General features: G+C 53.3%; 2 tRNA genes and 2 rRNA genes. All 4 read right to left on the bottom strand.

Annotated features, from left to right (window positions below):
- Positions 1-9 precede the first annotated feature (9 nt).
- The 4 genes from rrf to HGB51_RS20085 all read right to left on the bottom strand — a co-directional run bounded on the left by rrf (position 10) and on the right by HGB51_RS20085 (position 3,555).
- Positions 10-124, bottom strand: a 5S ribosomal RNA gene (gene rrf / locus HGB51_RS20100).
- Positions 125-245: 121 nt separating this feature from the next.
- Positions 246-3,124 (bottom strand): 23S ribosomal RNA (locus HGB51_RS20095).
- A 230-nt stretch (positions 3,125-3,354) separates the two neighbouring features.
- Positions 3,355-3,431, bottom strand: a tRNA-Ile gene (locus HGB51_RS20090).
- A 48-nt stretch (positions 3,432-3,479) separates the two neighbouring features.
- Positions 3,480-3,555 (bottom strand) — tRNA-Ala (locus HGB51_RS20085).
- Positions 3,556-3,568 lie beyond the last annotated feature (13 nt).

The raw sequence follows: 3,568 nt of genomic DNA, 5'->3' as shown, positions 1-3,568 counted from the left end.
GGGTGTAAACCCTGGCGATGACCTACTCTCGCATGGCTTGAGCCACACTACCATCGGCGCAGCTGCGTTTCACTTCCGAGTTCGGGATGGGATCGGGTGGTTCCACAGCGCTAATTTCACCAGGGAGACGGTTGGAGTGTCGCCAAATCCGGACGGATTGGCGCCAGCCTCTCATAGGTCTTGTGACGTAGCGTGCACTTGGTATCCATCGACATGTCATGTCGGCCAAGGCAACTTGAGGTTATATGGTCAAGCCACACGGATCATTAGTATCAGTTAGCTCAATACATTGCTGTACTTACACACCTGACCTATCAACCACATAGTCTATATGGTTCCTTCAGGGGGCTTGTGCCCCGGGAGATCTCATCTTGAGGCGCGCTTCCCGCTTAGATGCTTTCAGCGGTTATCGCTTCCGAACATAGCTACCCGGCAATGCCACTGGCGTGACAACCGGAACACCAGAGGTTCGTCCACTCCGGTCCTCTCGTACTAGGAGCAGCCCCTCTCAAATCTCCAACGCCCATGGCAGATAGGGACCGAACTGTCTCACGACGTTCTGAACCCAGCTCGCGTACCACTTTAAATGGCGAACAGCCATACCCTTGGGACCGACTACAGCCCCAGGATGTGATGAGCCGACATCGAGGTGCCAAACACCGCCGTCGATATGAACTCTTGGGCGGTATCAGCCTGTTATCCCCGGAGTACCTTTTATCCGTTGAGCGATGGCCCTTCCATACAGAACCACCGGATCACTAAGTCCTAGTTTCCTACCTGCTTGATCCGTCGATCTTGCAGTCAAGCACGCTTATGCCTTTGCACACAGTGCGCGATGTCCGACCGCGCTGAGCGTACCTTCGAGCTCCTCCGTTACTCTTTAGGAGGAGACCGCCCCAGTCAAACTACCCACCATACACGGTCCCCGACCCAGATAATGGGCCCAGGTTAGAACGTCAAGCACGACAGGGTGGTATTTCAAGGATGGCTCCACTGCAGCTAGCGCCACAGTTTCATAGCCTCCCACCTATCCTACACAGACGAACTCAACGTTCAGTGTAAAGCTATAGTAAAGGTTCACGGGGTCTTTCCGTCTTGCCACGGGAACGCTGCATCTTCACAGCGATTTCAATTTCACTGAGTCTCGGGTGGAGACAGCGCCGCTGTCGTTACGCCATTCGTGCAGGTCGGAACTTACCCGACAAGGAATTTCGCTACCTTAGGACCGTTATAGTTACGGCCGCCGTTTACTGGGGCTTCGATCAAGAGCTTCGCCTTGCGGCTGACCCCATCAATTAACCTTCCAGCACCGGGCAGGCGTCACACCCTATACGTCCACTTTCGTGTTTGCAGAGTGCTGTGTTTTTGATAAACAGTCGCAGCGGCCTGGTTTCTGCGGCCCTCTTCAGCTATAGCTCGCATGAGCCACCAAAAAGGGCGCACCTTCTCCCGAAGTTACGGTGCCATGTTGCCTAGTTCCTTCACCCGAGTTCTCTCAAGCGCCTGAGAATTCTCATCCTACCCACCTGTGTCGGTTTACGGTACGGTCTGCGTAAGCTGAAGCTTAGGAGCTTTTCCTGGAAGCGTGGTATCAGTGACTTTGTCTTAAAGACTCGTCTCGGTGCTCGGTCTTGAAGGATCCCGGATTTGCCAAAGATCCAAACCTACCGCCTTTCCCCCGGACAACCAACGCCGGGTACACCTAACCTTCTCCGTCCCTCCATCGCACTTACGCGAGGTGCAGGAATATTAACCTGCTTCCCATCGACTACGACTTTCGTCCTCGCCTTAGGGGCCGACTCACCCTGCGCCGATTAACGTTGCGCAAGGAAACCTTGGGCTTTCGGCGTGCGGGTTTTTCACCCGCATTATCGTTACTCATGTCAGCATTCGCACTTCCGATACCTCCAGCAGACTTCTCAATCCACCTTCAACGGCTTACGGAACGCTCCTCTACCGCGTACATATAAATATGCACACCCCAAGCTTCGGTTCACTGCTTAGCCCCGTTAAATCTTCCCCGCAGACCGACTCGACCAGTGAGCTATTACGCTTTCTTTAAAGGGTGGCTGCTTCTAAGCCAACCTCCTGGCTGTCTGTGCCTTTCCACATGGTTTTCCACTTAGCAGTGAATTTGGGACCTTAGCTGTGGGTCTGGGTTGTTTCCCTTTTCACGACGGACGTTAGCACCCGCCGTGTGTCTCCCATACAGTCCGTCTCGGTATTCGGAGTTTGCAATGGTTTGGTAAGTCGCGATGACCCCCTAGCCATAACAGTGCTCTACCCCCGAGAGGATACATATGAGGCGCTACCTAAATAGCTTTCGAGGAGAACCAGCTATCTCCGGGTTCGATTAGCTTTTCACTCCTAATCACAGCTCATCCCCGTCTTTTGCAACAGACGTGGGTTCGGGCCTCCAGTACCTGTTACGGCACCTTCACCCTGGCCATGACTAGATCACCCGGTTTCGGGTCTACTGCCCGCGACTATGCGCCCTTATCAGACTCGGTTTCCCTTCGCCTCCCCTATACGGTTAAGCTTGCCACGAACAGTAAGTCGCTGACCCATTATACAAAAGGTACGCAGTCACTCTTTCGAGCTCCTACTGCTTGTACGCACACGGTTTCAGGATCTATTTCACTCCCCTCTCCGGGGTTCTTTTCGCCTTTCCCTCACGGTACTGGTTCACTATCGGTCGGTCAGTAGTATTTAGCCTTGGAGGATGGTCCCCCCATGTTCAGACAGGGTTTCACGTGCCCCGCCCTACTCGTCTTCACTGGAGTGGCCCTTTTAAATACAGGGCTATCACCTTCTATGGCCAGCCGTTCCAGGCTGTTTTTCTAGAACCATTCCAGCTTAAGGGCTAGTCCCCGTTCGCTCGTCGCTACTCAGGGAATCTCGGTTGATTTCTTTTCCTCTGGTTACTTAGATATTTCAGTTCACCAGGTTCGCTTCCAGCAGCTATGTATTCACTGCAGGATACCCGCAAGCGGGTGGGTTTCCCCATTCGGACATTACCGGATCAAAGCTTGTTGCCAGCTCCCCGATACTTTTCGCAGGCTGCCACGTCCTTCATCGCCTCTGACCGCCAAGGCATCCACCGTGTGCGCTTATTCGCTTGACCATATAACCGCAAGTTGCCTTGGGTTATATATATGACCCGGGGGTACAAAGCCCGGATACGAAATATAACGACTCAATTAATAAGAAGACATTTAAGTCTTCCGCCTTAGCCTCACGACACGTCAAGATAGATATCTCAAACGCTCGCTACGTCACAAGTTTTAAAAGAACACGTACCGGCCACAATGCCGATGCGTAATAAATTCTTTGTATGCGCTGATCATTCAGAGTTGGTGGGTCTGGGTAGACTCGAACTACCGACCTCACCCTTATCAGGGGTGCGCTCTAACCACCTGAGCTACAGACCCAATGTCCGTTTAGCTCATTGCCGTTGGCGCTGATAAAGGCGCTACGTGTGGTGGAGCCTGTCGGGATCGAACCGACGACCCCCTGCTTGCAAAGCAGGTGCTCTCCCAGCTGAGCTAAGGCCCCATATGCGGGACTT

This window comes from Stenotrophomonas bentonitica (genome assembly GCF_013185915.1).
Lineage (GTDB): Bacteria > Pseudomonadota > Gammaproteobacteria > Xanthomonadales > Xanthomonadaceae > Stenotrophomonas > Stenotrophomonas bentonitica.
Note: the sequence above shows the minus strand (reverse complement) of the source record. Positions and strands in the feature narration are given on the sequence as shown.